General features: G+C 61.6%; 16 protein-coding genes and 1 pseudogene. 9 read left to right on the top strand and 8 right to left on the bottom strand.

Annotated elements, in window-relative coordinates; translation table 11 throughout:
* The first annotated feature begins 4 nt into the window (after positions 1 to 4).
* Positions 5 to 238 carry a hypothetical protein gene (locus PSH80_RS18470; protein WP_026136850.1) on the top strand — a complete coding sequence of 78 codons (234 nt, stop codon included), beginning with the start codon at positions 5 to 7 and terminating at the stop codon, positions 236 to 238.
* A gap of 150 nt (positions 239 to 388) precedes the next feature.
* Here PSH80_RS18470 and sulA read toward each other — a convergent pair whose 3' ends face one another.
* Both sulA and lexA read right to left on the bottom strand, forming a co-directional pair.
* Positions 389 to 868 (bottom strand): SOS-induced cell division inhibitor SulA, encoded by a 480-nt coding sequence (gene sulA, locus PSH80_RS18465; RefSeq protein WP_057438523.1) that lies wholly within the window; start codon positions 866 to 868, stop codon positions 389 to 391.
* A 10-nt stretch (positions 869 to 878) separates the two neighbouring features.
* Positions 879 to 1,487 (bottom strand): transcriptional repressor LexA, encoded by a 609-nt coding sequence (gene lexA, locus PSH80_RS18460; RefSeq protein ID WP_029300096.1) that lies wholly within the window; start codon positions 1,485 to 1,487, stop codon positions 879 to 881.
* A 263-nt stretch (positions 1,488 to 1,750) separates the two neighbouring features.
* On the opposite strand from lexA, the gene PSH80_RS18455 reads away from it, so the two are divergent.
* Positions 1,751 to 2,458, top strand: a complete 708-nt coding sequence (locus tag PSH80_RS18455) for a TetR/AcrR family transcriptional regulator (protein WP_057438524.1) — start codon at positions 1,751 to 1,753, stop codon at positions 2,456 to 2,458.
* A 140-nt stretch (positions 2,459 to 2,598) separates the two neighbouring features.
* A complete protein-coding gene (gene nagZ, locus PSH80_RS18450; protein WP_057438525.1) occupies positions 2,599 to 3,609 on the top strand; it encodes a beta-N-acetylhexosaminidase in 1,011 nt (336 codons plus the stop codon).
* A 664-nt stretch (positions 3,610 to 4,273) separates the two neighbouring features.
* Here nagZ and PSH80_RS18445 read toward each other — a convergent pair.
* Genes PSH80_RS18445 through mfd form a run of 3 tightly spaced genes read right to left on the bottom strand, consistent with a single transcriptional unit; the run spans position 4,274 to position 11,006 of the window.
* The gene (locus PSH80_RS18445) at positions 4,274 to 6,967 is read right to left on the bottom strand and encodes a DEAD/DEAH box helicase (RefSeq protein WP_198799598.1); all 2,694 of its coding nucleotides are present in this window, start codon (positions 6,965 to 6,967) and stop codon (positions 4,274 to 4,276) included.
* Between the two features lie 9 nt (positions 6,968 to 6,976).
* Positions 6,977 to 7,546: a CsiV family protein gene (locus PSH80_RS18440; protein ID WP_057438527.1), complete on the bottom strand. Its 570-nt coding sequence runs from the start codon at positions 7,544 to 7,546 to the stop codon at positions 6,977 to 6,979.
* Positions 7,547 to 7,556: 10 nt separating this feature from the next.
* A complete protein-coding gene (gene mfd / locus PSH80_RS18435; protein WP_057960297.1) occupies positions 7,557 to 11,006 on the bottom strand; it encodes a transcription-repair coupling factor in 3,450 nt (1,149 codons plus the stop codon).
* Positions 11,007 to 11,344: 338 nt separating this feature from the next.
* Between mfd and PSH80_RS18430 the strand changes: the two genes are divergently transcribed.
* Positions 11,345 to 12,808 (top strand): glyceraldehyde-3-phosphate dehydrogenase, encoded by a 1,464-nt coding sequence (locus PSH80_RS18430; RefSeq protein ID WP_057960296.1) that lies wholly within the window; start codon positions 11,345 to 11,347, stop codon positions 12,806 to 12,808.
* A 115-nt stretch (positions 12,809 to 12,923) separates the two neighbouring features.
* Here the strand turns inward: PSH80_RS18430 and PSH80_RS18425 are convergent.
* Positions 12,924 to 14,223 (bottom strand): annotated as a pseudogene (locus PSH80_RS18425) (MFS transporter).
* Positions 14,224 to 14,486: 263 nt separating this feature from the next.
* On the opposite strand from PSH80_RS18425, the gene PSH80_RS18420 reads away from it, so the two are divergent.
* Both PSH80_RS18420 and sthA read left to right on the top strand, forming a co-directional pair.
* Entirely contained in the window at positions 14,487 to 15,500 is a 1,014-nt protein-coding gene (locus PSH80_RS18420; RefSeq protein ID WP_186625594.1) for an FAD:protein FMN transferase, read from the top strand.
* A gap of 190 nt (positions 15,501 to 15,690) precedes the next feature.
* Complete coding sequence (gene sthA / locus PSH80_RS18415; protein ID WP_057438530.1) at positions 15,691 to 17,085, top strand: Si-specific NAD(P)(+) transhydrogenase; 1,395 nt, start codon at positions 15,691 to 15,693, stop codon at positions 17,083 to 17,085.
* Between the two features lie 42 nt (positions 17,086 to 17,127).
* On the opposite strand, the gene PSH80_RS18410 is transcribed toward sthA, so the two are convergent.
* Complete coding sequence (locus tag PSH80_RS18410) at positions 17,128 to 17,850, bottom strand: glycerophosphodiester phosphodiesterase (protein WP_057438531.1); 723 nt, start codon at positions 17,848 to 17,850, stop codon at positions 17,128 to 17,130.
* A gap of 43 nt (positions 17,851 to 17,893) precedes the next feature.
* Entirely contained in the window at positions 17,894 to 18,478 is a 585-nt protein-coding gene (locus tag PSH80_RS18405) for a PilZ domain-containing protein (protein ID WP_120733795.1), read from the bottom strand.
* 94 nt (positions 18,479 to 18,572) lie between these two features.
* Here PSH80_RS18405 and PSH80_RS18400 point away from each other — a divergent pair, with 94 nt between their 5' ends.
* From PSH80_RS18400 to PSH80_RS18390, 3 genes are read left to right on the top strand one after another with little or no spacing between them, the layout of a single operon-like run.
* Positions 18,573 to 19,823: a lipoprotein-releasing ABC transporter permease subunit gene (locus PSH80_RS18400; RefSeq protein WP_057438533.1), complete on the top strand. Its 1,251-nt coding sequence runs from the start codon at positions 18,573 to 18,575 to the stop codon at positions 19,821 to 19,823.
* A gap of 7 nt (positions 19,824 to 19,830) precedes the next feature.
* A complete protein-coding gene (gene lolD / locus PSH80_RS18395) occupies positions 19,831 to 20,514 on the top strand; it encodes a lipoprotein-releasing ABC transporter ATP-binding protein LolD (protein ID WP_019818240.1) in 684 nt (227 codons plus the stop codon).
* Positions 20,515 to 20,572: 58 nt separating this feature from the next.
* Entirely contained in the window at positions 20,573 to 21,817 is a 1,245-nt protein-coding gene (locus PSH80_RS18390) for a lipoprotein-releasing ABC transporter permease subunit (protein WP_057438534.1), read from the top strand.
* Positions 21,818 to 21,840 lie beyond the last annotated feature (23 nt).

Genomic DNA, 21,840 nt, shown 5'->3' with positions numbered 1-21,840 from the left:
TTTTATGCCAACGTCCTTTCTGGAAATTGTTGAATTGCCCGACGGCCGAATTGAGCTGCGCAGGGCTGAGGACGAGGGTTCTCTGGTGACTTTGGATTTTTCCGAGGACGCCAAGGCGTTCCTGCAAGGCCAGCATGTGGAAGTGGCAAAAGCCATGTTGAGCGTGGGTGTGCAGATGGCGGGGCGCCTGGCTGAAGGCGAACCTGAAAAAGACGACGGTCCACGGGTTCTTCACTGAGTCCGTTTGGCGTTTTTTAAGATTCAAATGTTCAATCGGCTTCTCAATTCTGTAGAAGCCTTGCGTCCATCGCAGGCACTGACCTGACGTCAGGCTGCAATCGGACGACCTGTGCCACTCCCGAGAACGCGTTGCGCGCCAGTCTCGGGTTTATCCCAATCGAATATTCAAACTTTGTGCATCGCCTGTGCGCGCTGCGCTGATCAACTGCTGCTTGGCCGAAGCGCCCAGCGGGTTCAGCCAGCTGACGACGGTGTGGCTACGCCCCAGGCGCAATGCCTCGCAGGTCAGTTGCTGGGCGCTCTGGGCACCGCGTGGTTGCAGCAGCAGGATGCGCTCGCGGTTCAGGCCTGCATCCCGCAGCCAGGCTTGGGTCAGGCTGGAGGGTGGGGCGATCAGGGTCAGCCAGCGGGCGTCCTGTTCCTCGCTCAGTTCACGCAGGATCGGCGCCAGCAAGCTCAGGCAGTTCCCGGCAGCGCCGCGCAACGACAATTCACTGAAGACCTCCGGTTCGGCGGGGGCGGTCCATGGGGACTCCACCGCCTCGCTGAGGATAGGTGCAAGTGGCTGGGCCAGAAAGGCCTCAAACAGCGGCAGTTGTGTATGTTGTTGCGCGTGTGGGAACTGCATGATGCCTCCGTTAGCGGCGAATTACGCCGACACTCAAGCCTTCGATCACCAGGTCCTGATCCTTCAGGTTGACTTCAATCGGCGAAAACTCAGGGTTTTCTGCCAGCAGCCAGACTTTGCTGCCTTCGCGCTTGAAGCGCTTGACCGTTACTTCATCGCCAATGCGGGCCACGACGATCTGGCCGTTACGCGCTTCGCGGGTGGTGTGCACGGCCAGCAGGTCGCCGTCGAAGATGCCCACGTCCTTCATGCTCATGCCATGGACCCGCAACAGATAGTCGGCGCGAGGATGGAAGAAGGTCGGGTTGATGTTGCAGGACTCTTCGACGTGCTGTTGTGCCAGAATCGGCGCACCGGCAGCGACCCGGCCGATGATCGGCAGTGTCGATTCGTCAGCCTTGGCTTCGAAGCCAGGGATACGAATACCGCGGGACGCACCCGGGGTCATTTCGATCGCACCCTTGCGGGCAAGGGCCTTCAGGTGTTCTTCGGCAGCATTGGGGGATTTGAACCCCAGCTCCAGGGCGATTTCTGCCCGGGTCGGCGGATAGCCGTTGTCGTCGAGGCAGCGCTTGATAAAAGCGAGAATCTCAGCTTGGCGTGGCGTCAGTTTTAGCATGTTGATCGCTCTGTCTTTTTATACAGTGACTGGGATTATATACAGTGAACTGCGCTTGGCAATCATCGTTTTTGCCGACTCCGCCGGACGGTCATCCGTCGGGCCCTGCAAAGCCTGGAGACAGCGCTGCCTACAGGCGATGGAAGATGTGATTAAATAGGTGCGAATCGGGTGACTGACCGGCCGGAAAACGGACCTGCAGGCTTGACATTGCACAAGGTGAAACGTATGTTTCAAACAAGTGTTTGTCAGGCGGAGTAGCCATGGCCCAGTCGGAAACCGTTGAACGCATTCTCGATGCTGCCGAGCAGTTGTTCGCGGAAAAAGGATTTGCTGAAACTTCATTGCGGCTTATCACCAGCAAGGCCGGGGTCAACCTGGCAGCAGTGAACTATCATTTCGGCTCGAAAAAAGCCCTGATTCAGGCGGTGTTCTCGCGCTTCCTGGGGCCATTCTGCATCAGCCTCGACCGTGAGTTGGAGCGGCGCCAGGCCAAGCCTGAGAATAAGCCGAGCCTGGAAGACCTGCTGGAAATCCTCGTCGAGCAAGCCCTGGTGGTACAGCCGCGCAGCGGCAACGATCTGTCGATCTTCATGCGCCTGCTGGGCCTGGCGTTCAGTCAGAGCCAGGGCCACTTGCGACGTTACCTCGAAGACATGTACGGCAAAGTATTCCGTCGCTACATGTTGCTGGTGAACGAGGCGGCCCCGCGTATTCCCCCTATCGAATTGTTCTGGCGCGTGCACTTCATGCTCGGTGCTGCTGCGTTCAGCATGTCCGGGATCAAAGCCTTGCGCGCCATCGCCGAGACCGATTTCGGCGTCAACACCTCCATCGAGCAGGTGATGCGCCTGATGGTGCCGTTCCTGGCCGCCGGCATGCGCGCGGAAAGCGGCGTCACCGACCCGGCCATGGCCGCCGCTCAACTGCGCCCGCGCAGCAAGTCCGTCCCGGTGGCGGCCAAGGTTTAGCCACTGGCGTCTGGGCGCAACCGCTTGCATCCGCTAAGCTAGCCGCCCATGCCGATTTCAACTATTTATCCGCACTCCACCGCCTTGCCTGGCTTGACCTGGCGAGGCGGTGAAGTGCGCGCGTCATTCAAGGAAAATTTATGACTGCTGCCCTGCAAGGCTCTTTGATGGTGGACGTCGCCGGCACCTGGCTGACGGCTGAAGATCGCCACTTGTTGCGCCAGCCTGAAGTGGGCGGCCTGATCATTTTTGCGCGCAACATCGAGCATCCGCGCCAGGTGCGGGAATTGAGCGCCGCCATTCGCGCAGTGCGCCCGGACCTGTTGCTGGCTGTGGATCAGGAAGGCGGTCGGGTCCAGCGCCTGCGCCAGGGGTTTGTACGCCTGCCGGCCATGCGGGCGTTGGCGGACAATGCCAATGCCGAATACCTGGCCGAGCAGTGCGGTTGGGTCATGGCCACGGAAGTACTGGCCGTCGGCCTGGACCTGAGCTTCGCCCCCGTGCTGGACCTCGACTACCAGCGCAGCGCCGTCGTAGGCACGCGCTCGTTCGAAGGTGATCCCGAGCGTGCCGCGTTGCTGGCCGGCGCCTTTATCCGGGGCATGAACAGCGCTGGCATGGCCGCCACCGGCAAGCACTTCCCGGGTCATGGCTGGGCCGAGGCAGATTCCCACGTCGCCATTCCTGTTGATGAGCGCAGCCTGGAACAACTGCGCACCCATGACCTGGTGCCGTTCGCGCGCCTGAGCAAGCAATTGGCCGCGGTCATGCCGGCCCACGTTATTTACCCTCAGGTGGATAACCAGCCGGCCGGCTTCTCGCGTCGCTGGTTGCAGGACATCCTGCGCGGCGAATTGCAGTTCGACGGGGTCATTTTCAGTGATGACCTGTCCATGGCCGGTGCCCACGTGGTGGGGGATGCGGCGAGCCGGATCGAGGCTGCTTTAAGTGCTGGCTGCGACATGGGCCTGGTGTGCAATGACCGCGCGGCGGCCGAGCTGGCCCTGAGTGCCGCCCAGCGCATGAAGGTCACGCCATCGGCACGTATTGCCCGTATGCGTGGGCAGGCGATTGCGTCGACTGACTATAAGCAGGATCCGCGTTGGTTGGCGGCACTTGGCGCGCTTCGGGATGCACAGTTGATCGAATGAGATTGAGGTGCGCCCATCGCAGGCAAGCCAGCTCCCACATCTGATTTGTGGCGGTACCAAAAATCTCTGCCCCAGTGGGCCCCCTGTGGGAGCGGGCTTGCCCGCGATCGCGGCAGCCCAGTCACTCTTTCTGGCGGCTGACCCACCGCCATCGCAGGCAAGCCAGCTCCCACATCTGATTTGTGGCGGTACCAAAAATCTTTGCCCCAGTGAGCCCCCCTGTGGGAGCGGGCTTGCCCGCGATGGCGGCAGCCCAGTCACTCTTTCTGGCGGCTGACCCACCGCTATCGCAGGCAAGCCAGCTCCCACATTTGATTTGTGGCGGTACCAAAAATCTCTGCCCCAGTGAGCCCCCCTGTGGGAGCGGGCTTGCCCGCGATGGCGGCAGCCCAGTCACTCTTTCTGGCGGCTGACCCACCGCGATCGCAGGCAAGCCAGCTCCCACATTTGATTTGTGGCGGTACCAAAAATCTCTGCCCCAGTGAGATCCCCTGTGGGAGTGGGCTTGCCCGCGATCGCGGTAACCCAGTCACTCTTTCTGGCGGCTGACCCACCGCTATCGCAGGCAAGCCAGCTCCCACATTTGATTTGTGGTGGTACCAAAAATCTCTGCCCCAGTGAGCCCCCTGTGGGAGCGGGCGTGCCCGCGATAGCTATCTAGCTATCAACGCTTCTCTAGCTTTTGGGGTAACGGCGCAAACAGCGCCTCGATATCCTCGTTGCCCAGCTTCCAGTCGCCCGTGGTGCGGCCATCCAGCACCCCCGCTGCCAGGTCTGACTTTTCTTGCTGCAGCGCCTGGATCTTCTCTTCCACGGTGCCCCGGGCAATCATCTTGTACACAAACACTGGCTTTTCCTGGCCGATGCGATACGCACGGTCAGTCGCCTGGTTTTCCGTGGCCGGGTTCCACCAGGGGTCGTAGTGGATCACGGTATCGGCTTCGGTCAGGTTAAGTCCCACGCCGCCCGCCTTGAGGCTGATCAGGAAGATCTGCAGCTTGCCACTCTGGAAGTCCTTGACCGGCGTGCGTCGGTCGCGGGTCTGGCCGGTCAGCAAGGCGTAGGCGACCCCGCGTTTTTTCAGCTCGAGCTCAATCAGGCTGAGCATCGAGGTGAACTGCGAGAACAGCAGGATCCTGCGCCCTTCGGCAAACAGCTCGTCGAGCATCTCCATCAGGCTGTCGAGCTTGCCGGAACTGCTGCCGCGTGCGGGCAGGGTGGCGTCGTTTACCAGGCGCAGATCGCAACAGACCTGGCGCAGCTTGAGCAGCGCTTCCAGAATGATGATCTGGCTGCGGGCCACGCCCTTGCGGGTGATCTCGTCGCGCACCTTCTTGTCCATGGCCAGGCGCATGGTTTCGTACACATCGCGCTGGGCTTCATTGAGATCGACCCAGTGGATGATCTCGGTCTTGGGCGGCAATTCAGTAGCCACCTGTTCCTTGGTACGGCGCAGCAGGAACGGCTTGATCCGACCGTTGAGGTGTTGCAATCGCACGTCGCTGCCGCGTTTTTCGATGGGCACGCGGTAGTCACGGTTGAAGCTTTTTACATCGCCCAACCAACCCGGCAGCAGGAAGTGGAACAGCGACCACAGCTCGCCCAGGTGGTTTTCCAGGGGCGTGCCGCTCAGGCACAGGCGCTGGCGTGCATTCAGCTCGCGGGCGGCCTGGGCGGCCTTGCTGGTGGGGTTCTTGATGTACTGGGCTTCGTCGAGGATCAGCACATGCAGTGGCTGCACGGCCAGTTGTTCGATGTCTTTGGGCAGCAGGGCGTAGGTGGTCAGCAGCAGGTCGTAGTCCTGCAACTGGGCGAAGTGTTTCTTGCGCCCGGCACCGTACAGTGCCAGCACCTTGAGCTGCGGGGTGAAGTGCGCCGCTTCGTCGAGCCAGTTGGGGATCAGGCTGGTAGGCATCACCACCATGCACGGCCGGTCCAGGCGCCCGGCGATTTTTTCGCTGAGAATATGCGCCAGGGTCTGCAGGGTTTTGCCCAGGCCCATGTCATCCGCGAGAATCCCGCCCACTTCCAGTTGGCGCAGGGACTGCATCCAGCTCAGGCCTTCGAGCTGGTAGGGGCGCAACGTGGCGTTGAGGCCCTCGGGGGCGGCGCAGGTGAAGTCCTTGATGTCGCGCAGGCGCTGGGCAAAGTTGCGGATCTGCTCGCCACCTTCCCATTGCAGCGGCAGGTCTTCCAGCGGGTTGAGGCGAATCGCGTCGGCCTTGGCCAGGCGCAAGGCGGTGGTGCCAGGCTCCTGCAGGTAGAACTCACCGAGGGTCGCCAGCACCGGTTTGAGCCGGCCGTAGGGCAGGGCGACTTGCAGCGGGCCGTGGCCACCGTTGGGCAGGCCGGGGATGTTCACCAGGATCAGTTCGTCGTCGCGGCGGCGCGCGAGCTTTTCCGGGTTGAGGATTTCGGTGTGGGAGCGCATCAGGTTCAGCAGGATCGGCAGCAGGCTCAGCCGTTCGCCATTGACGATAATCCCCAACTCCAGGTCGAACCAATCGCGCTCCGGCACTTCATCGACGCTGGCGTACCAGTCCTCGACCGGGCTCAGGTCGAAGCCGAAATCCTCGTCGATCTGCAGTTCCCAACCGGCAGCCCGCAGGCTTGGGGAGGCGTTGAGGGTGAAGTTCAGCCAGGCGCTGTCATTGACCATCTCAAACAGCTCGCCGGCGCTTTCCGGCAGGGCCTTGCTCTGGCGGGTGGCGATCTTGAAGCCCAGCAGGCGCAGGTGCTCGCGAAAGCCTTGCTCCACCTCGGGATGGCGCTTGATCCGCAGGCTCTGGGTTTCCTGGCGGACAATGATGTCGGCGTTTTTCTGGCCGCTGACATAGTTACCCTGGTAATTGAACGACAGCGCTGCGCGGTGCTGGATATAGCGCTGCATCTTGCCGTTGCGCGGCTCAAAGGCACTGAACTCGATGCTGGCCAGCCACAGCCGGGGAATCGGCTGCACATCCTCGAGCACCACTTGCGGCAGGACCACGCGGTTATCCAGCACGGCCTGCAGTTTCTCCAGCAGCTCGGCATCCTTGGCCGCCGCCGGGTAGGCCAGGGTTTCCTGGACCTGCAGCAGCACGGCCGCGATGTGTTTGCAATTGGTGTGCACGGGGCAGGTGCAACGGCTGTCCACCAGGATCAGGGTGCCTTTGGTCGATTCGCGCAGGGAGATGGTCTGGCGATACACATTGCCGCCCGAGCCTTCGCAACTGGCGATGATGGTGCTGTCGCCGGACTCGACAATCCTTACGCGGTTTTCCAGGGCGTAGCGCCGGCCGCGCTCCAGGCTTTGTTCCTTGAAGCGGTTGGCCCAGGACGGAGCCAGGGGTTTGGTCAGCGACGACGTCAGGGGCATGGCGCTGGATCAGTCCGCCAGGCCGGGCGGCGGTGCGCTCGGTGGCTTGGCGGTAAGTGAGGTGATCTTGATCAGCAGGGCCAGGTGGCCAGCGTCCAGGTAATTGAGCTGGTTGTTCTTGGTGCGCACGTCCGGCTGGCTCAAGTGTTCGCTGGCAATCACGCTGCCGTTGTTGTCGAACTGGTTGAGCCAGAAGCTGGCGTCAATACGGGTAAAACGCCCCAATTGCAGGTCCAGTGTGCCCTGGATGGGGTATTGGCCAAACTGTTCCTGGCCGTCGGTGATTTTCACCTTCACCGGCTGCTCGCCCAGGTTCTGCTCCCAGGCTTTGTGCAGCAGCACGGTGTAGTCGCCATTGGCCTGGAGTTTCTCGACGATATTGTTCAGGCGCGGCGGGCTGATTTTCTCGATCCCTTGGCGTGGCGCCCCGGCGGCCCAGTCTTCCGGGGCTGGCCGGCTATTGATCAGCGGCTCTGCATTCTGGCGGATCAGGATCATTTCCACCTGGTAGAGGCTGTCGGCAAACGCCGAAGGTGCGACTACCACCAACAACAGGCTCAGGATACGAAGCAGGCGCATGGGGCGTCCTTCAAGCAGGTTTCGGGATGAGGCGCTCAAACAGCGCCTCCAATGTATTAAAGCGCTCTTCTGCACGTTCCATCGGCACCATGAACTTGAACAGCGTAGCGCCTTCGAATTTGTAGCGGTTGGGCTGGCCCTGGATCAACTTGATCAGTACCAGCGGGTCTACCGGCGTCTGCGCTTCGAACTCGATACGCCCGCCCTGCGGCCCGGCGTCGACCTTCTTGATCCCCAGTTGCTCGGCCTGCAATTTGAGCAGGGTCAGGCGCACCAGGTTCTTGGTCGGCTCCGGCAACAGGCCGAAGCGGTCGATCATCTCCACTTGCAGGTCCTTGAGGCCTTCTTCGTCAGTGGCCGAGGCGATGCGCTTGTACAGGATCAGGCGTGCATGCACATCCGGCAGGTAGTCCTCGGGAATCAATGCTGGCAGACGCAGGTTGATTTCCGGCCCGCCGCCCAGGGGCTGGTCGAGGTTCGGTTGTTCGCCTTTGCGGATGGCCTTCACCGCGCGCTCCAGCATCTCCATGTAGAGGGTAAAGCCCACGGCCTGGATCTGCCCGCTCTGGCCGTCGCCCAGCAGTTCGCCGGCGCCACGGATTTCCAGGTCGTTGGTGGCCAGCACAAAGCCCGCGCCCAGGTCCTGGGTGTTGGCGATGGCTTCCAGGCGCTTTTCCGCATCGCCGGTGATTTGCTGGCGCGGTGGCGTCAGCAGGTAGGCGTAGGCCTGGTGGTGACTGCGGCCGACCCGGCCACGCAACTGGTGCAACTGCGCCAGGCCGAACTTGTCGGCGCGCTCGATGATAATGGTGTTGGCGCTCGGCACGTCGATGCCGGTCTCGATAATGGTCGAGGCGATCAGCACGTTGAAGCGCTTGTGGTAGAAGTCGCTCATCACCTGTTCGAGTTCGCGTTCGCGCATCTGCCCGTGGCCGATGCCGATCCGCGCTTCCGGCACCAGTTCGGCGAGGTCGGCGGCGCATTTCTCGATGGTTTTCACATCGTTGTGCAGGTAGTAGACCTGGCCGCCGCGCAGCAACTCGCGCAGCAGGGCTTCCTTGATCGTGCTGTTGTTCTGCTCCATGACGAAGGTGCGCACCGACAGGCGTCGTGCCGGCGGCGTGGCGATGATCGACAGGTCGCGCATGCCCGACACCGCCATGTTCAGCGTGCGCGGGATCGGTGTGGCGGTCAGGGTCAGGATATCGACCTCGCTGCGCAGGGCCTTGAGCTGCTCCTTCTGGCGTACGCCAAAGCGGTGCTCTTCGTCGATGATCACCAGGCCCAGGTTCTTGATCTTCACATCGTCCGACAGCAGCTTGTGGGTACCGATCACGATGTCGATCTTGCCTTCGGCCAGGTCGGCCACGGCTGCGTTGACTTCCTTGGCGGACTTGAAGCGGCTCATCACCTCCACGGTCACCGGCCAATCGGCAAAGCGGTCGCGGAAGCTGTTGTAGTGCTGCTGGGCGAGCAGGGTGGTCGGCACCAGGATTGCCACCTGGCGGCCGCCATGCACCGCGATAAACGCGGCGCGCATCGCCACTTCGGTCTTGCCAAAGCCCACGTCACCGCAGACCAGGCGGTCCATGGGCTTGGGCGCGAGCATATCGGCGCGCACGGCGTCGATGGTGGTTTGCTGGTCCGGGGTTTCTTCGAAGGCGAAGCCTGCGCTGAACGTGGCGTAGTCGGCCTTCGGGTCGGCGAACGCATAGCCTTCGCGGGCCGCGCGGCGAGCATAGATGTCCAGCAGTTCGGCGGCTACGTCGCGCACCTGCTCGGCGGCCTTGCGCTTGGCCTTCTGCCAGGTCTCGGAACCCAGGCGGTGCAACGGCGCCAGGGCGTCGTCGCTGCCGGTGTAGCGCGCGATCAGGTGCAGGTTGGCCACCGGCACATAGAGCTTGGCGCCCTCGGCGTATTCCATGGTGAGGAATTCGGCGGCCTGGTTGTCGATCTCCAGGGTCTGCAGGCCCAGGTAGCGCCCCACGCCGTGGTCGATATGCACCACCGGCGCGCCTTCGCGCAGTTCGGTGAGGTTCTTGATCACCGCGTCGTTGTTGGCGTCGGCACGTTTTTCCCGGCGTCGGCGCTGCATCACGCGTTGGCCGAACAGCGGGCTCTCGGCAATCAGCGCCAGGGCCGGATCATCCAGTTGCAGGCCTTCGTTCAGCGGCGCAATGGTGATCGCCAGGCGGTCCTTGCCGGCGACAAAGTCCGGCCAGCTGTCGACGGTTTTTGGTCGCAGCTTCAGACGTTCCAGCAACTCCAGCAGCACTTCGCGGCGCCCGGCGGATTCGGCGGTAAACAGCACGCGGCCGGGGAAATCGCCGAGGAAGTCGGACAACGCTTGCAGCGGCTGGCTGGCCTTGGCCTCGATGGCCAGGTTGGGCAGGGTTTGGGCCGGGAAGCGTTCGCGGCCGACGCCAGCTTCCACATCCTGTTGGCTGGCGACCACCCGTGGCCAGTTCTTCAGGCGGGCGAAGCAGTCCTCTACCGGCAGGAACAGCTCGGCAGGCGGCAATAAAGGCCGGGATGGATCGACGCGGCGTTCTTCATAACGGTTGCGTACGTCGTTCCAGAAGTTTTCCGCCGCCTGTTCGATGCCCGGCAGCGAGAACACCTGAGTGTCCTGGGGCAGGTAATCGAACAGGGTCGAGGTTTCGTCGAAGAACAGCGGCAGGTAGTACTCGATACCGGCGGGGGTAATCCCGCTGCTCAAGTCCTGGAAGATCGGGCAACGACGGAAGTCCACGTCAAAGCGTTCGCGAAAGCGCGCCTTGAAGCGCGTGACGGCGTCTTTTTGCAGGGGGAATTCCCTGGCCGGCAGCAGCTTGATCGACTGTACTTTGTCGATGGAGCGTTGGTTTTCCGGGTCGAAGGTGCGCAGGGTCTCGATTTCGTCGTCGAACAGGTCGATGCGGTAGGGCAGTTTGCTGCCCATCGGGAACAGGTCGATCAACGCGCCACGCACGGCGAACTCGCCATGCTCGTACACCGTATCGACGCAGCGGTAGCCGCTGGCTTCCAGGCGCGTGCGCATCTGCTCCACGTCGAGTTTCTGGCCGATATCCAGCACCAGGCTGCTGCCCAGCAGGAACTTGGTCGGCGCCAGGCGGTGCAGGGCCGTGGTGATCGGCACCACCAGCACACCGTGGGCCAGTTCCGGCAAGCGGTACAGGCTGGCGATGCGCTGGGAGATGATGTCCTGGTGCGGCGAGAACAAGTCGTAGGGCAGGGTTTCCCAGTCCGGGAAATGCAGCACCGGCAAATCGGGGGCAAAGAAACTCAGCTCCTGCTCCAACCGTTCGGCGCTTTGGCTGTCGGCAGTCAATAGCAGGGTAAAGCGCTTGGCTGCACTGGCAGCCTCGGCAATGGCCAGGCTCAGGGCGGCACCGGGCAGATTGCCCCAATGCTGTTTACCTGCCTCGGCAGGGAGTAGCGGTAGACGCAGGACGGGCACGGACGTTTGAGCTCCAGCGTTGCGACAAAGTCGGTAATTGTAACGGCCTGGAGTGCCGCCTGTCAGTTGCTGACTGTGCCTATTACGGTTTGTAGGAAATGTAGTGGCTAAGACAAACAATGCGCGGTTTTGACTCAAAATGTAGTGCCAAAATGTACGTATGTTTCGGAGGGTTACGGACAAGTGGCCCGACGCTTTCACCAGGGGGTGCGCTGGAAGCCGCGTATTTACTGGCCTGTAGCGCGGCGAAAATTATGTGCAAGGGCTTTTGTTGCGTGGCGCGCATTGCTCCGGGGGCGGTCGGGCGGCATAATGTAGCCCCTTTTTTCAGCCCCTACATGTGGAAGGTTCCCGTGACTCAGAAGCCCGACCAGTGTCTTGGTGAATGGATCGACCGTGAAGCACTCGCAGAAGCGATGATCCCGCTTATCGGTCAGCTGTACCGCAATAACAATGTGGTGAGCTCGATCTATGGCCGCAGCCTGATCAACCAATCAGTCATCGCGATTCTCAAGGCTCATCGCTTTGCTCGCCATCGTTCTTCGGACGATAGCGAACTCTCCGTCCACGAAACATTCCCTCTGCTTAAAGCCATGAGCGAGCTCAAGCTCGGCGCGGCTTCGGTGGACCTGGGCAAGTTGGCGTTCAAATTCCGCGCTCAAGGCAATGGCCGCAGCGCCGAGCAGTTCGTGCGTGAAGAACTGGCCGACGTGGTTGGCCAGCAAAACGCCGCATCCCGTAAAGGCACCGACGTGGTGCTGTACGGCTTCGGTCGTATCGGCCGTCTGCTGGCACGCATCCTGATCGAAAAAACCGGCGGTGGCGACGGCCTGCGCCTGCGGGCCATTGTCGTGCGCAAAGGCGCCGAAAATGACCTGACCAAGCGCGCCAGCCTCTTGCGCCGCGACTCGGTACACGGTTCGTTCAATGGCACCATCACCGTTGACGAAGAAAACAACACCATCACCGCCAACGGTAACCTGATCCAGGTGATCTACGCGAAGAACCCGACCGAGGTGGATTACACCCAGTACGGCATCCAGAACGCCTTGCTGGTGGACAACACTGGCGTATGGCGTGATGCCGACGGCCTGGGCCAGCACCTGGCCTGCCCGGGTATCGACCGCGTTGTGCTGACGGCGCCTGGCAAGGGCAAGCTGAAGAACATCGTTCACGGCATCAACCACAACGAAATCACCGCTGACGACAAGATCGTGTCCGCCGCTTCCTGCACCACCAACGCCATCGTGCCGGTGCTCAAGGCTGTGAATGACAAGTTCGGCATCATCAACGGTCACGTCGAAACCGTTCACTCGTACACCAACGACCAGAACCTGATCGACAACTTCCACAAGGGCGATCGCCGTGGCCGTAGTGCCGCGCTGAACATGGTGATCACCGAGACCGGTGCTGCCACCGCTGCTGCCAAGGCCCTGCCTGAGCTGGCCGGCAAGCTGACCGGTAACGCGATCCGTGTACCCACGCCGAACGTGTCGATGGCCATTCTCAACCTCAACCTTGAGAAAGCCGCCACCCGTGAAGAGATGAACGAGTACCTGCGCTACATGGCGCTGCACTCCGATCTGCATAAGCAAATCGACTTCGTCAATTCCCAGGAAGTGGTGTCCACCGACTTCGTTGGCTCGCGCCACGCCGGTGTGGTCGATGCTGAAGCGACCATCACCCAGGATAACCGCGTTGTACTGTACGTCTGGTACGACAACGAGTTCGGTTACAGCTGCCAGGTGGTGCGCGTGATGGAAGACATGGCTGGGGTCAACCCGCCAGCGTTTCCGCGCTAAGCATTAGCGGTAAATGAAAAAGCCCCGACTGGTTCGGGGCTTTTTTGTGGCTGGGGGGGTGTGGGGTTTGAAGGCCTCATCGCGGGCAAGCCCGCATCGCCGCGATAGCGATCTATCAGGCCCCACCGACTACCGAAGCCTGCGCAGTGCGCAGTTCGTGCCGATTCCCCCTTGAACAGCACCAGGGTCGCCACCAGCCCCAGCACCGCCGCGCCACTGAGCCAGATCCCCGGCGCAGCCTTGTTATCCAGCACATGGATCAGGTAGGTACAGGCGGCCGGGGTAAAGCCGCCAAAGGTTGCGGTCGCCAGGCTGTAGGCCAATGAAAAGCCTGTGGTGCGTACTTCCACTGGCATGATTTCGGTCAGCGCAACGACCATGGCGCCGTTGTACGAGCCGTACAGGAATGACAGCCATAACTCGACGAGCAGCAGGTGGCTGAAGCTCGGATTGGCCACCAGCCATGACAGGGCCGGGTACGCCGTGAGGATTGCCAGAATAGTCGCCCCCAGCAGCAAGGGCTTGCGACCCACCTTGTCAGACACCGCGCCCATCACGGGTAGCCAAAAGAAGTTCGACAGACCGATGCACACGGTGACCAGCAACGCATCCAGGTCCGACAGGTGCAGCTCGGCCTTGCCGAAGGTCGGTGTGTAGGCGGTGATCAGGTAGAACGACACGGTCGTCATCACCACCAGCGCCATACCTGCCAGGACGATGCCGAAATTCTGGCCGATGGAGCGGATGATTTCCTGCAGGGTAGGGCGATGTTTACGTGCCTGGAATTCCGGGGTTTCCTCCAGGGAGCGGCGAATCACGAAGATCACCGGCACGATCAGGCAGCCGATCAGGAACGGCACGCGCCAGCCCCATTCACCCATCTCCTCGGGGCTCAGCCAGTGGTTCAGGCCCACGCCCAGCAGGCCGGCGAAGACCACGGCGGCTTGTTGGCTGGCGGACTGCCAACTGACGAAGAAACCTTTACGCCCCGGCGTGGCGATCTCCGCCAGGTACACCGAGACCCCGCCCAGTTCGACACCTGCGGAGAAGCCTTGCAGCAATCGGCCAAACAGCACGATCAGCGGCGCGGCCACCCCGAGGGTGGCGTAGCCGGGCACGCAGGCGATCAGCACGGTGCCGGCGGCCATCATGGCCAGGGTGATCACCAGGCCTTTTTTACGGCCATGGCGGTCGATGTAGGCACCGAGGAAAATTGCCCCCAACGGACGCATCAGGAACCCGGCACCGAAGGTCGCCAAGGACAACATCAGGGACGCGAAGGCGCTGTCGGCAGGGAAGAAGGTCTTGGCAATGGCCGTGGCGTAGAAGCCGTAGACCATGAAGTCGAACATTTCGAGAAAGTTACCGCTGACAACGCGAAAGATCGCCTTGCCTTTGCCCGTGGTGTTGGACATGTCATTTACTCAACTGGCTATCTTGTTGGAAATCCCTGGTCGTCGTTCTTCCTTGCTGCAAGGTCTGGGCGCTGGCTGGCGCCCAAGAGTTTTGTAACCATATGTGTATCCGTGTGGGCGAGCAACAAAAACCGTTAGCAAGCTGGCTATTTGTCATGAAGCAACCCGCGTCAGGCGACGACATGCCGCATAATGGCCAGCCCCGGAAATGTGCTTGAGTGCGGCTTCATTGGGTTTTCAGCAGCGATAAGGTTGTGTGGCTTATGGGCGGTTTGCGATGCGCGATGGTGGGCGCTGTGTTGGCGATCTTGACGGGCTGCGGCGGCGATGAGCCCCTGGAGGCGTTTGGCGGCCCGACCATGGGCAGCACTTATTCAATCAAATATGTCCGTACCCCCGGTACGCCGGCGGCCAATGATGTGCAGCCGCAGGTCGAGCGCATCCTTGCCGAGGTCGACCGACAGCTGTCGACCTATCGCAGCGATTCCGATATCGAGCGCTTCAATGACTTGCCGGCCAACCGCTGCCAGCCGATGCCCGAGTCGATCCTGCAGTTGGTACGCACGGGCGAGCAGCTGTCCCAGGCCAGTGGCGGCGCTTTTGACCTGACCGTCGAGCCACTGCTCAACCTGTGGGGCTTCGGACCCCAGGCGCGGCAGGTAAAAGTCCCGGATCCCATGACGCTGGCCTTGGCGCGCCAGCGCGTCGGTCATCAGCACTTGCGCATCGACGGTCACCAGCTGTGCAAGGACGCGGCGGTGCAAGTGGACTTCAACAGCATCGCCGCCGGCTACACGGTGGACCGGATCGCCGAGCGGCTAGGGCAGTTGGGCATTCAGCGGTATCTGGTCGAAGTGACTGGCGAGCTCAAGGCTGCCGGGCGCAAACCCGATGGCACGCCCTGGCGTGTGGCCCTGGAGGAGCCCCGCGATGACCAGCAGGTGGCTGAGCGCGTGATCGTGGTGGACGGCTTCGGCGTGTCTACTTCAGGTGACTATCGCAATTATTTCCAGCAGGATGGTCGCCGCTATTCCCACACCCTCGATGCCCGTAGCGGGGCGCCGATCACCCATCACCTGGCGTCGGTCACGGTACTGGAGCCTTCGGCGCTTATGGCGGACGGCTTGTCGACCTTGCTCCTGGTACTGGGGCCCGACGAGGGCTGGGACTATGCAGAAAAACAGCGGATCGCGGCATTTTTTGTGATGCGTGAGGGGGATGCTTTCGTCACACGCAGCAACAAAGCGTTCGAACAACTGACGGCGGTCAAGCCGTAATCAATACTGTGTAGTAAAGGCAAAACTGGCCTACGACGCGACCAAGGGTTAATGTGCGCGGCGTTGAGCCTTATATAGACTGTGCCCCGGCTCACACACCTGAGCCTATTTGATCCTTCATGACCGCTGGCCGCGGCATGATTTAGCCAGGCGCCCAACCGTGCGTCCTGGCCTGTTCTGAGGAGTACGCATGGCTGTCTACAACTACGACGTGGTGGTACTGGGTTCCGGCCCAGCTGGAGAAGGTGCGGCGATGAACGCCGCCAAAGCAGGACGCAAGGTGGCGATGGTCGATAGCCGTCGTCAGGTCGGCGGTAACTGCACCCACCTGGGCACCATCCCGTCCAAGGCCTTGCGTCACTCGGTGCGCCAGATCATGCAGTTCAACACCAACCCGATGTTCCGGGCCATTGGTGAGCCGCGCTGGTTCTCGTTCCCGGATGTACTGAAAAGCGCCGAGAAAGTCATTTCCAAACAAGTCGCCTCGCGTACCGGCTACTACGCCCGTAACCGCGTCGACCTGTTCTTCGGCACCGGCAGCTTCGCCGACGAGCAAACCGTCGAAGTGGTCTGCGCCAATGGCGTGGTCGAGAAGCTGGTGGCCAAGCACATCATCATCGCCACCGGTTCGCGTCCGTATCGCCCGGCCGATATCGACTTCCACCACCCGCGTATCTACGATAGCGACACGATCCTCAGCCTGGGCCACACCCCGCGCAAACTGATCATATACGGCGCCGGCGTGATCGGCTGTGAATACGCCTCGATCTTCAGCGGCCTGGGTGTGCTGGTGGAGCTGGTGGACAACCGTGACCAGTTGCTGAGCTTCCTCGACTCGGAAATTTCCCAGGCGTTGAGCTATCACTTCAGCAACAACAACATCACCGTGCGCCACAACGAGGAATACGACCGCGTTGAAGGCCTGGACAACGGTGTGATCCTGCACCTCAAGTCCGGCAAGAAGATCAAGGCCGATGCCTTGCTCTGGTGCAACGGCCGTACGGGCAACACCGACAAGCTGGGTATGGAAAACATCGGGGTCAAGGTCAACAGCCGTGGCCAGATCGAGGTGGATGAGAACTACCGCACCTGCGTCACCAATATCTATGGTGCCGGCGATGTGATCGGCTGGCCGAGCCTGGCCAGTGCCGCCCACGACCAAGGGCGTTCGGCGGCTGGCAGCATTGTCGACAACGGCAGCTGGCGCTACGTCAACGATGTGCCGACCGGGATCTACACCATTCCCGAGATCAGCTCCATCGGCAAGAACGAGCACGAGCTGACCAAGGCCAAGGTGCCTTACGAAGTGGGCAAGGCGTTCTTCAAGAGCATGGCGCGTGCGCAGATCGCCGGCGAGCCGCAAGGCATGCTGAAGATCCTGTTCCACCGCGAGACCCTGGAAGTGCTCGGCGTGCATTGCTTCGGCTACCAGGCCTCGGAGATCGTGCACATTGGCCAGGCGATCATGAGCCAGCCGGGTGATCTCAATACCCTTAAGTATTTTGTGAACACCACGTTCAACTACCCGACCATGGCTGAAGCCTATCGGGTAGCGGCCTACGACGGCCTCAACCGGCTTTTTTGAGCGGCTCCGGCCGGTGGCCTGAGCCGGCCGGGGAGACCGATTTCAGTAATTCCCGAGAGTGGCAGTGGCCAAACCGGGAAAGTCTGTAATCAGGCTATCTACGCCGAAGTCGGCGAGCCTGCGCATCAGCGCGGGTTCGTTGACTGTCCACACGGACACGTGCAAGCCCTGGCGCTGGGCTTTTTCCAGTCGCTCGGGAGTGCACAACGTCCAGTTCAACGCCAAATACTCACAGCCATAGTTCTGCGCGACCTTCAGCGGGTCGAGCCAGGCGTATTCGGCCACCAGTCCACGGGACAGGTCCGGCGTCAGCTCCAGGGCGGCTTTCAACACTTCCCGCGAGCTTGAAGTCACGGTGACCTTGTCCAGCAGGCCAAAGCGCTGGGCCATTTCCCGGATCGCCAGTACGGTGGTCGCGGCGCGGGTGCGCGAGGCGCTTTTGACTTCCAGTTGCCAGTGGTCGAAGTCGCACTGCTCAAACAGCTCTTCCAGGCGCGGGATCGGGCAAGGGGTGACCCAGCCTGGGCCGCCTTTGCGTGCGTCCATCTTCACCAGGTCGGCGGCGACGTACTCCACCACCTTGCCGCGTCGGTCTGCGGTGCGCTTCAAGGTCGGGTCGTGGATCACCATCAACTCGCCGTCCATGGACAGGTGCAAGTCCAGTTCGCAACGGCGCACGCCGTGCTTGAGGCATTGCTGGAAGCTGGTCAGGGTGTTTTCCGGTGCTTCGCCTTTAGCGCCGCGGTGGCCATAAATCAGGGTCACAGTTGCTCCTTTTCGCCAGGTATATGGCTGGATAAATACGAAATCAGGTGTCTTGGCCGTCGCTTTGTTCCCGAGCCAGGCGCCGTTCCTGGGCCTGTTTTTGCAAAATATAGCGAGCCAGCAACTGGCGCTGGGCGTCAGTCATGGATTCGAATTCGGTACCGATGTCAAAACTGTCGCCCTTGGGATCGCAATGGGTGACCTTGGCCCGCAACAGCAGGCCCAGCGCCTGGGGCATCAGCACCAGCTTGACCGCCAGGTGGCTGCCGGGCGCGAGTGCCGTGGGGTGTTGGAAGTCGATGCCACCTTCGGAAATGATCACCGGCTGCGGCGCGCCGATCTCGCCCAGCAGGCTTTGCGCCATGACCTGGCTGAGCAAATCCATGCGTTTGTTCTGCACTTTGAGGAAGGCGGCGAGGGTGCGGTCGCGCTCGCCGAGCTGGCGCAGCAGGTGTTGGGACTCGAATTCGCTCAGGTGCAGTTCACTGAGCAGGTTGAACAGCGGGGAATCATCCAGCAACACTTCCTTGCTCGCCGCTTGCGGGGCCGACAGGCTTTTGATTTGGAGTGCGATCATGTCGTCGATACGGTAGTATTCGCGGCGATCTTCTTCATCTAATGTCGTCATGGCGAACCCCAGGTAACGGTAATGGTCTGAGTGTAAAGCTGCTTACCAGACCCCGCCACCGGGACGTCTTCTTTTCCTCCGAACAAGCCCCGACATGTTCAGACCTCTCTTCGTATTTATCGGCACGCGTTATACCCGTGCAAAGCGTCGCAATCATTTTGTGTCGTTCATTTCCCTGACCTCCATGATCGGACTCGCCCTGGGCGTCGTCGTAATGATCGTGGTGCTATCGGTGATGAATGGCTTCGATCATGAGATGCGCACCCGCGTGCTGGGCATGGTGCCCCACGCGACCATCGAGTCCGGCGAGCCCCTGGGCGACTGGCAAGGCCTGGCCGACAAGGTCAAGCAGAACCCCAAGGTGCTGGCCGTCGCGCCATTTACCCAGATGCAGGGGCTGTTGACCAACAATGGCAAGGTGCAGAAAGTCCTGCTCAACGCCATCGACCCGGCACAGGAGCGCAAGGTCTCGATCATTGATCAGTTCATGCAGCAGGGCCAGCTCGATGCCCTGTCGCCTGGCAGCTTCGGCATCGTGATCGGCGACCGTGCGGCGGCCAAGCTCGGCGTGGCCATTGGCGACAAGCTGACCTTCGTCGCCCCGGAAGTCACCGTAACCCCGGCGGGCATGTTCCCGCGCATGAAGCGCTTTACCGTAGTCGGCATCTTTCATGTCGGCGCCGGCGAAATCGACGGCTTCCTCGGCCTGACCAACCTTACCGACCTGGCCCGCCTGCATCGCTGGAAGCCGGACCAGGTGCAGGGCCTGCGCCTGAAGTTCAACGACCTGTTCGAGGCGCCACGCGGGGCCTGGGAAATCGCCCAGCATCTGGGTGAAAGCCAGTACTACGCCCGTGACTGGACCCGTACCCACGGCAACCTGTACCAGGCGATCCGCATGGAAAAGGCCATGATTGGCCTGTTGCTGTTGCTGATTGTCGCCGTGGCCGCCTTCAACATCATCTCCACCCTGGTGATGGTGGTGAACGACAAGAAGGGCGACATCGCCATCCTGCGCACCCTGGGCGCCACGCCGGGGCAGATCATGGCGATCTTTATGGTCCAGGGCACGGTGATCGGTGTGGTCGGTACCTTGATCGGTACGGCGGTGGGGATCTTCGCCGCGCTGAACGTCAGTGCTGCCATCGCCGGCGTCGAAACCCTGATCGGCCACAAGTTTCTCAACGCCGACGTCTACTTCATCGACTATTTGCCATCCCAGGTGCAGAGCCAGGATGTGTTGATGGTCGGCGGCGCCGCGTTGGTCCTGAGTTTCCTTGCCACCCTATATCCAGCCTGGCGCGCGGCACGTACCCAGCCGGCGCAGGCTTTACGCTATGAGTGAATCGGGCATGAGTGAAAAAGCAATCCTGAGCTGCCGCAACCTGGGCAAATCCTACGAGGAAGGCCCGGAATCGGTAGTGGTGCTGTCCAACCTGCAACTGGAACTGCATCCGGGCGAGCGCGTGGCGATCGTCGGCAGTTCCGGCTCCGGCAAAAGTACCTTGCTCAACCTGTTGGGCGGCCTTGATACGCCGTCCCAGGGCAGCGTGTGGCTGGCCGGTGAAGAACTCTCGGCGTTGAACGAGAAGGCCCGTGGCCAGTTGCGCAACCGCTCCCTGGGCTTTGTGTACCAGTTCCACCACTTGCTGCCAGAGTTCACGGCCCTGGAAAACGTGTGCATGCCCCTGTTGATCGGCAAGACCGCGATCCCGGAGGCGCGTCAGCGTGCTACGGCGCTGCTGGAGCGCGTCGGCCTGGGGCATCGCCTGGAGCACAAGCCGGCAGAGCTGTCTGGTGGCGAGCGCCAGCGTGTGGCGATTGCCCGTGCCCTGGTGAACAACCCAGGCCTGGTGATGCTCGATGAGCCGACCGGCAACCTCGATTCCCACACTGCCCAGGGCATCAAGGACTTGATGCTGGAGCTGAGCACCCAGATGCGCACCGCGTTCCTGGTGGTGACCCATGACATGAGCATGGCCCGGCAGATGGACCGCGTGTTGCACCTGCAGGAAGGTCATCTGGTCGCCATCTGACCTGTTTCAGCCCGGGCATTCGTGCCTGGGTTTTCTATTTTTTCAACGGTGCCCGCGAATGTTCAGACCGTTATCGATTTTTATCGGCACGCGCTATACCCGCGCCAAGCGCCGCAACCGTTTTGTCTCGTTTATCTCGATGACCTCGATGATCGGCCTCGCCCTGGGCGTGCTGGCGATGATCGTGGTGTTGTCGGTGATGAATGGCTTCCAGCGGGAAATGAGCTCGCGCATTCTGGGCATGGTGCCGCATGCCACCATCGTCGGCGTCAACCCGATCAGCGACTGGCAGCCCGTGGCCGCCGCCGCTCTGAAAAACCCCGAAGTGACCGCCGCTGTGCCGTTTACCGAGATGGAAGGCATGCTGTCCTATAAGGGCTCGATGCAGCCGATCCAGATCAGCGGGATCGACCCGGCCCAGGAAGGCAAGGTGTCGATCGTCACCCAGCATATCGTCCAGGGCAATCTGGAAAACCTGCAGCCGGGTGAGTTCGGCGTGGTGATCGGTGAAATCACCGCGCGCCGTTTCCGCTTGAATGTGGGGGACAAGCTGACCTTGATCGTCCCGGAAATCAGCACTGCGCCCGGCGGCATCACCCCGCGTATGCAGCGTTTGAACGTGGTGGGGGTGTTCAAGGTGGGTGCCGAGCTGGATGGCTCGATGGCGCTGATCCACGTCGCCGATGCCGCGCAAATGCTGCATTGGCAGCCGAACCAGGTGCAAAGCGTGCGCCTGGCGGTCAAGGATCTGTACGCGGCGCCGAAAGTGTCGGCGGACATTGCCGGCAGCCTGGGCGCCGCCTACAAGGCCGATGACTGGACCCACACCCAGGGCAGCCTGTTCAGTGCAATGAAGATGGAAAAGACCATGATCGGCCTGCTGTTGCTGATGATCGTCGCCGTCGCCGCGTTCAATATCATCGCCACGCTGATCATGGTGGTGAACGACAAGGGCGCGGACATCGCGATCCTGCGCACCATCGGCGCCACGCCACGGCAGATCATGGCGATCTTCATGGTCCAGGGCACGGTGATCGGTATCGTCGGCACCCTGATTGGCGGCGTGCTGGGAGTGATTGCCGCGCTCAACGTCAGTGAGCTGGTGGGCTGGATGGAGCGCGTGACCGGGCAGCATATCTTCAGTTCGGACGTGTACTTTGTCAGCAACCTGCCTTCGGAGCTGCAAGGTGGCGATGTGTTGCTGATTTGCAGCGCGGGGTTTGTGTTGAGCTTTCTGGCGACGATCTACCCGGCGTATCGGGCGGCGAAGATTGAGCCGGCGCATGCCCTGAGATATTCGTAGGTCTTGAGATCGCTATCGCAGGC

This window comes from Pseudomonas sp. FP818 (assembly GCF_030687335.1).
Lineage (GTDB): Bacteria > Pseudomonadota > Gammaproteobacteria > Pseudomonadales > Pseudomonadaceae > Aquipseudomonas > Aquipseudomonas shahriarae.
Note: the sequence above shows the minus strand (reverse complement) of the source record. Positions and strands in the feature narration are given on the sequence as shown.

Excerpts from the sequence above, each read along its gene's own strand:
- PSH80_RS18400 (WP_057438533.1), top strand. The coding sequence starts at position 18,573 with ATGTTCAGACCTCTCTTCGTATTTATCGGCACGCGTTATACCCGTGCA.
- PSH80_RS18440 (WP_057438527.1), bottom strand. The coding sequence starts at position 7,546 with ATGCGCCTGCTTCGTATCCTGAGCCTGTTGTTGGTGGTAGTCGCACCT.
- lexA (WP_029300096.1), bottom strand. The coding sequence starts at position 1,487 with ATGCTAAAACTGACGCCACGCCAAGCTGAGATTCTCGCTTTTATCAAG.
- lolD (WP_019818240.1), top strand. The coding sequence starts at position 19,831 with ATGAGTGAAAAAGCAATCCTGAGCTGCCGCAACCTGGGCAAATCCTAC.
- PSH80_RS18405 (WP_120733795.1), bottom strand. The coding sequence starts at position 18,478 with ATGACGACATTAGATGAAGAAGATCGCCGCGAATACTACCGTATCGAC.
- PSH80_RS18455 (WP_057438524.1), top strand. The coding sequence starts at position 1,751 with ATGGCCCAGTCGGAAACCGTTGAACGCATTCTCGATGCTGCCGAGCAG.
- sulA (WP_057438523.1), bottom strand. The coding sequence starts at position 868 with ATGCAGTTCCCACACGCGCAACAACATACACAACTGCCGCTGTTTGAG.
- nagZ (WP_057438525.1), top strand. The coding sequence starts at position 2,599 with ATGACTGCTGCCCTGCAAGGCTCTTTGATGGTGGACGTCGCCGGCACC.
- sthA (WP_057438530.1), top strand. The coding sequence starts at position 15,691 with ATGGCTGTCTACAACTACGACGTGGTGGTACTGGGTTCCGGCCCAGCT.
- PSH80_RS18430 (WP_057960296.1), top strand. The coding sequence starts at position 11,345 with ATGTGGAAGGTTCCCGTGACTCAGAAGCCCGACCAGTGTCTTGGTGAA.
- PSH80_RS18420 (WP_186625594.1), top strand. The coding sequence starts at position 14,487 with ATGGGCGGTTTGCGATGCGCGATGGTGGGCGCTGTGTTGGCGATCTTG.
- PSH80_RS18470 (WP_026136850.1), top strand. The coding sequence starts at position 5 with ATGCCAACGTCCTTTCTGGAAATTGTTGAATTGCCCGACGGCCGAATT.
- PSH80_RS18390 (WP_057438534.1), top strand. The coding sequence starts at position 20,573 with ATGTTCAGACCGTTATCGATTTTTATCGGCACGCGCTATACCCGCGCC.
- PSH80_RS18445 (WP_198799598.1), bottom strand. The coding sequence starts at position 6,967 with ATGCCCCTGACGTCGTCGCTGACCAAACCCCTGGCTCCGTCCTGGGCC.